The sequence below is a fragment of the Gordonia sp. VNK21 genome, assembly GCF_046098115.1.
Classification (GTDB): domain Bacteria; phylum Actinomycetota; class Actinomycetes; order Mycobacteriales; family Mycobacteriaceae; genus Gordonia.
The window spans coordinates 114,269-120,193 of the sequence record NZ_JBJURU010000013.1 but is presented as its reverse complement, the minus strand read 5'-3'; the positions used below and the strand labels follow the sequence as shown (position 1 = coordinate 120,193).

Sequence of the window (5,925 nt, the reverse complement as noted above, 5' to 3'; positions counted from 1 at the left end):
CACAGCGACAGGATGGCCGAGGCCTTTGCTGTTCTCCACCGCCCATATGTTCAGGCAGCCTGCCGGCCCACTCGAGTTCACTGATCGAAGCGAACCTGGTGATGGTCCTGATCATGGCGTCGGTGTCGGTTCGTTGCTCGGCGTCGTTGTCCTGGTCGAACTACTCACATCAGTTCGATGAGCTGGTCGCGCAGCGACCCCGTCGAGTGTGCCGGCGGGATGCGTCCATGGTGTATTTGTCACTAGCGTTCTCTTTTGAGAGATATATCAAAGTTCCACCGCAACAAAACGTGTTCCCCGTGTAACGCCGTTCTCTACAACAACTTCGTCTTACATAATGGGCTCCTGATCTTATTTCCACGAGACGACGGTTAGCCTCGATCTTTCATCCGGTGCCTATCCCTGCCTGAGCGGTTCGGATTGATTGCGGCAGGGCTGATTTTGCGGTTCGGGTACGACAGGCTGGCCGGTTGCCGCCGGATCACGGCCGGGTTTCACGGGCCCGGAGGGTGTCTTTCAGGTCGTTCGGATACGTCAGGACACGCTGGTCACGTGCTGTTCGGGTAGCCGTCGAGACGATCGAGCCCGGCGATCAGCAGACCGGTGTACTTGGCACGGGCATCGAACCGCAGCCGTCGCTGACGGGCGTGCCGAGCGATCCGAGCCGCGATCGCGAACAACCGAAGACGCAATGTCTTCAACTCCCACGTGCGGGCATCAGTGCTGGTCAACGCCAGCATCTGCATCCACGCGTTCAGATCGATCGCCAACGCTACGATCGAGGTCCACACCTGGTTCTGCGCGAACGAGAACAACGGAAGGTTCAACAGCCCGCAGTCTTTGCCCTGCCGGATCCGATCCTCGCACCGGGCGCGTCGGCGGTGCCGTAGTTCCAGATCAGCCAGCTGCCCGCGCGTGGTATTCGTGGCGCACGCGGTCAATCGCCACCCGTTGCGGTCAGTGATCCGCAGCTGTGCACCGGGATGGGGTTTCTCCCGCCGCACGATCACCCGCATCCCCGGCGGCCACCCCGACAGGTCGATCACTCCGGTCAACTCGGCGACGTCGGCGCCGTCTCGCTGCTCGCGGTCGCTGTTGTAGGCCGGAGTCCATGCCTTCTTCGGGAGTCGGTCGATGATCTCACCCAACCGGGCATCGAGACCGAATCCGACCGAGTACGAGACTCGCTGTTTGTGCAGGTAGTCGAGGAAGTCGTGAGTGGCGCCGGCCGAGTCGGTACGGATCAGGATCTTGCGGCCGGGACGCGGTGGTCGGTCGGGGATCTGCGCCAACGACTGCTGGGTGGTGGTGATGTGGTCGGTGGCGGTGTTCGATCCGGCATTGCCTGGTCGTAGCAGGATCGTTCCGGCTTCTCCGGTCGCGCCGGGCCCGTGGTCGATGAACGCGGTCATCGGATGAAAACCGTAGCCGCCCTTGTAGTTTCCCGCCGCTGACTGCTTGTCCGAGTGTGCGGGGACCAGGGTTGCGTCGAGGTCGATGACCAGTGGGTTCTTCGCCGAAATCCCGTGGTTCGGAGCAGCAGGACCGGCCAACGCCCACACCCGTGCCCGGGGCGCTGCTCGAGCCGCAGCGATCGCCGACAACGCCTGGACCGGCGAGGCGGCCAGCGTTGAGATCAGGCGGGAGACGGTCGGGTCGGAGGCGACGTGGCCGAACGTGTCGGGTTGTTCGCGGATGGTGGCGATGTCGGCGAGGCAGTCGCCGCCGGCGACCAGTGCGACGGCGAGGTCGGCGATGATCTTGCCCGGATCATGGACTGCGGCGGGCGTGCGCCACGGCGCGAGTGCGGTCGACAACTCGGCCGCGAGGCCGCTGACCTCGACTGTTCGGGTCAACAGGATGGTTCCGGCGTGGGACACGAGGTTCTCGCCGTCGCCGGTGGCGCGGATGTGTGGGTAGAACACGGTAGAGTTACTCACCAGAAAGGTGCTCCCTCGCTCTGACGTAATCGGACTGTCGCAAGAACGATTATCGCAGGTGAGAGCACCTTTCTTCATGCATCAGGGTCGGCGAGTCGAATTCACCGATGAAAGAACCAGGCTAGAGCGCGGCGATGATGTCCTCGACGCGGTCCTTGGCGTCACCGAAGAGCATCTGCGTGTTGTCCCGGAAGAACAGCGGGTTCTGCACACCGGCGTAACCGGCGGCCATCGACCGCTTGAACACGACGACGTCCTTGGCGTTCCACACCTCGAGGACCGGCATGCCGGCGATCGGCGAACCCGGATCCTCGGCGGCGGCCGGATTGACGGTGTCGTTGGCGCCGATCACCAGCACCACGTCCGTCTCCGGGAAGTCGTCGTTGATCTCGTCCATCTCCAGCACGATGTCGTACGGCACCTTGGCCTCGGCCAGCAGCACGTTCATGTGCCCGGGCAGACGGCCGGCCACCGGGTGGATGCCGAAGCGCACGTCCACGCCTTTGGCCCGCAGCTTGGCGGTCAGATCGGCCACCGGGTACTGCGCCTGGGCCACGGCCATGCCGTAGCCGGGGGTGATGACCACGGACTTGGCGTCGGCCAGCAGTTCCGCGGCCGCGTCGGCCTTGATCTCGCGGTGCTCGCCGTAGTCGGTGTCGTCGGCCGGTCCGGCCTCGATGCCGAACCCGCCGGCGATCACCGAGATGAACGAGCGGTTCATCGCCTTGCACATGATGTAGCTCAGGTAGGCACCCGAGGACCCCACCAGCGCACCGGTGACGATCAGCAGATCGTTGTTGAGCAGGAAGCCCGATGCGGCTGCGGCCCAACCGGAGTAGGAGTTCAGCATGGACACCACGACCGGCATGTCGCCGCCGCCGATGGAGGCCACCAGGTGCCAGCCGAGGGCCAGCGCCAGCGCGGTGATCACCGCGAGCAGCACATAGCCGGTGGTGTCGTCCTTGACGTCGCGTGCCACGTACACACCGGTGAGCACCACGAAGGCCACCAGCGAACCGACGTTGATCAGGTTCTTGCCGGGCAGCATGAGCGGCGAGGACTTCATCCGCGCCGACAGCTTCAGGTTGGCGACGATCGAACCGGTGAAGGTGACCGCACCGATGAAGATGCCGATCGCGACCTCGGCGGCGTGGATGCCGATGATGGCGCCGTGATCCTCCGCGGCCACATGATCGAAGTGCGGCCCCTGGATGGCTCCGTTCCAGCCGATGAGCACGGCGGCCAGACCCACGAAGGAGTGCAGCAGCGCGATGAGCTCGGGCATGCCCGTCATCTCGACGATCTTGGCGCGCCACAGACCGATCAGCGCACCGATGATCATGGCGCCGATCAGCAGTCCGATCGGCAGCCACTTGCTGAACGAGACGCCGGCGAAGGACAGCTCGTTCAAGTCGTCGACGGCCAGGGCGATGGTCGCGGCCAGCGCGATGACCATGCCGACCATGCCGTAGGTGAGACCGCTCTTGGCGGATTCGTGCTTGCTCAGCCCGGCCAGCGACAGGATGAACAGCAGGGAGGCGACGATGTACGCCGCAATGGAGATCGAGTTGATGGTCATGGGTCGTCAGGCCCCCTTGCTGAACATGGCGAGCATCCGACGCGTGACCGCGAAGCCACCGAAGATGTTGATGGAAGCGAGCAGGATGGCGATCGTCGACAGCACCAGGATCGTCGTATCGGTCGTCGCCACCTGCAGCAGCGCACCGACCACCACGACGCCCGAGATGGCGTTGGTCACCGACATCAGCGGCGTGTGCAGCGCGTGCGCCACATTGCCGATCACGTAGTAGCCGATCACGATCGCCAGCATCAGCACCGTGAAGTGCTGCGGGATCGGATCCGGAGCAAACGCGTTGACCAGGAAGAAGGCCACGATCCCGAGCAGGACCAGACCGATCTTCTTGCCGGCCGACATCGGCTCCTTGGGCTCCTCGACCGGAGCGGCTTCGGCGGCTGCGGCCTTGGGCGCCGCCGACACCTGCACCGGAGGCGGCGGCCACATGCCCTCGCCGTTGTGGGTGACGGTGATACCGCGCTGGACCACGTCGTCGAAGTCGAGCGTGAGCTCCCCGTCCTTGGCCGGGGTGATCAGCTTGAGCAGGTTGACGATGTTGGTGCCGTAGAGCTGCGAGGTCTGCGCCGGCAGCCGGCCGGCCAGATCGGTGTAGCCCAAGATGGTCACCCCGTTGTCGGTGACCACCTTCTCGTCGGCGACGGCACCGGCGGCGTTGCCGCCGCTCGAGGCCGCCATGTCGACGATCACCGAGCCGCGCTTCATGGCGGCGACGGTCTCGGCGGTGATCAGCCGCGGCGCGGGGCGGCCGGGGATCTGTGCGGTGGTGATGACGATGTCGGCGTTGCGGGCCTCCTCGTCGTACATCGACGCGGTGGCCGCCTCCTGCTCCGCGGTCATCTCCTTGGCGTAGCCGTCCTCGGACTTCTCCGCCTCGAAGTCGACGTGCACGAACTCGGCGCCCATCGACTCGACCTGCTCGGCCACCTCGGGCCGCACGTCGAAGGCACGCACCACGGCGCCCATCGCCGACGCGGCGCCGATCGCGGCGAGGCCGGCCACACCGGCGCCGACGACGAAGACGCGGGCCGGCGGGATCTTGCCGGCCGCGGTCACCTGGCCGGTGAACATCCGGCCGAATTCGTGGGCGGCCTCGACGACGGCGCGATAGCCGGCGACGTTGGCCTGCGAGGACAGCACGTCCATCGACTGGGCGCGGGAGATACGCGGAACCGCGTCCATGGCCAGCGCGGTGACGCCCGCCTGCTCCAGCTTCTGCACCAGTTCGGGGTTGCGGCCGGGGGCCATCATCGAGATGACCGTCGCGCCGCGGCGCAGCAGACCGATCTCGGCATCGGTCGGCGCGTTGACCTTGATCACCACGTCGGCCGACCAGGTCTCCTGCGTGGTGCCGATGCGGGCACCGGCCTCGACGAAGGCCGCATCCGGCTGTTCGGCCCTGGCGCCGGCGTCGGATTCGACGATGACGTCGTAGCCGAGTTGCTGGAGCTGGCCGACCGTCTTGGCGGTCGCCGCGACGAGGGTCTCGCCGGCTTTCGATTCCCGGGGGATGCCGATCAGCATGTCACTGCCCCTCCCACACTCATACTCACACCTTGATCTCGTGAAGGTCGCGCGAGTACGGCGTCGCAGTCAGACGATGCGCGGCAGCCAGCCTCGGGGAGGATTCCCGGTGCTGGGATGACGGGCAACGGCCGGTGCGTCGTCGAACTCGGCGCGCTGGCCGCGGGCCCGGACCTGACGGCGGGACCCGCTATGGAAAACGTGGCGCGCGTGGAGGCCAAAGCACTACCTGGTCTGGCTGGTGCGGCGCATGGACTAGCAGCTGCTCCGCGTGTACCTCGCCGGGTGCTACGGCGAGTAGCTCAAGTAGCTGCCGACCCTCTGGCAGCTGCTCTACCGGCGGCTAGACCCGGACCTGGGCGTCCACGACCCGCGCTGCGAGCTGGCCATGTTGGTGATGCGGCGGTTCCCGCTCCTAGGCCTGAAGGTGTTCTCGCTCCTCAAGGAGCGGCGCGTCCTGTGGCCGGGGACCCGGCGGAAGTTGGAGTCAGACCCGTTCCGCGAGATGCGGCCGAAGTGGTAGCCGCCGTACCGGTGGTGCGAGCTGCCGGTCCACGCGGCGCTCCTGCCGTCACACTAGCTGCCTGACATGCGCCAGCCGCGGACGCGGCGCTTGTAGCGGGTCCTGCCGTTCCCGATGCGGTCGCCCTGCGTCGAGCCGCTTCCGAGGATGAAGCCAGCTGCCCGGCCCGCCGTGCGGCGGCGCCGACACAGCCGCTGCGGGCGCCAGGTACGCCTCACTGGATCGATTGCGCGGGCGCCGCGGCCTATGCGGCGCACGATAGAAAAACGGTGCAAAAGGTATCGCCCAGGGCGGCAGTCCAGGCCCGGGCGCCGTTCGCGCGGCTCAAGCTGCTGCGTGGCCGG

General features: G+C 66.5%; 3 protein-coding genes. All 3 read right to left on the bottom strand.

The genetic code is table 11. The features are described from left to right. Positions 1–548: 548 nt before the first annotated feature. A complete protein-coding gene (locus ACJMNC_RS15230) occupies positions 549–1,940 on the bottom strand; it encodes an IS1380 family transposase (protein ID WP_408948813.1) in 1,392 nt (463 codons plus the stop codon). A gap of 121 nt (positions 1,941–2,061) precedes the next feature. After that, a complete protein-coding gene (gene pntB / locus ACJMNC_RS15225; protein WP_408948812.1) occupies positions 2,062–3,519 on the bottom strand; it encodes a Re/Si-specific NAD(P)(+) transhydrogenase subunit beta in 1,458 nt (485 codons plus the stop codon). A 6-nt stretch (positions 3,520–3,525) separates the two neighbouring features. Beyond that, a complete protein-coding gene (locus ACJMNC_RS15220; protein ID WP_408948811.1) occupies positions 3,526–5,058 on the bottom strand; it encodes a Re/Si-specific NAD(P)(+) transhydrogenase subunit alpha in 1,533 nt (510 codons plus the stop codon). Between the last annotated feature and the right edge of the window lie 867 nt (positions 5,059–5,925).

Bases quoted from the DNA above. Each gene is read 5' to 3' on its own strand.
- pntB (WP_408948812.1), bottom strand. From the start codon at position 3,519: ATGACCATCAACTCGATCTCCATTGCGGCGTACATCGTCGCCTCCCTG.
- ACJMNC_RS15220 (WP_408948811.1), bottom strand. From the start codon at position 5,058: ATGCTGATCGGCATCCCCCGGGAATCGAAAGCCGGCGAGACCCTCGTC.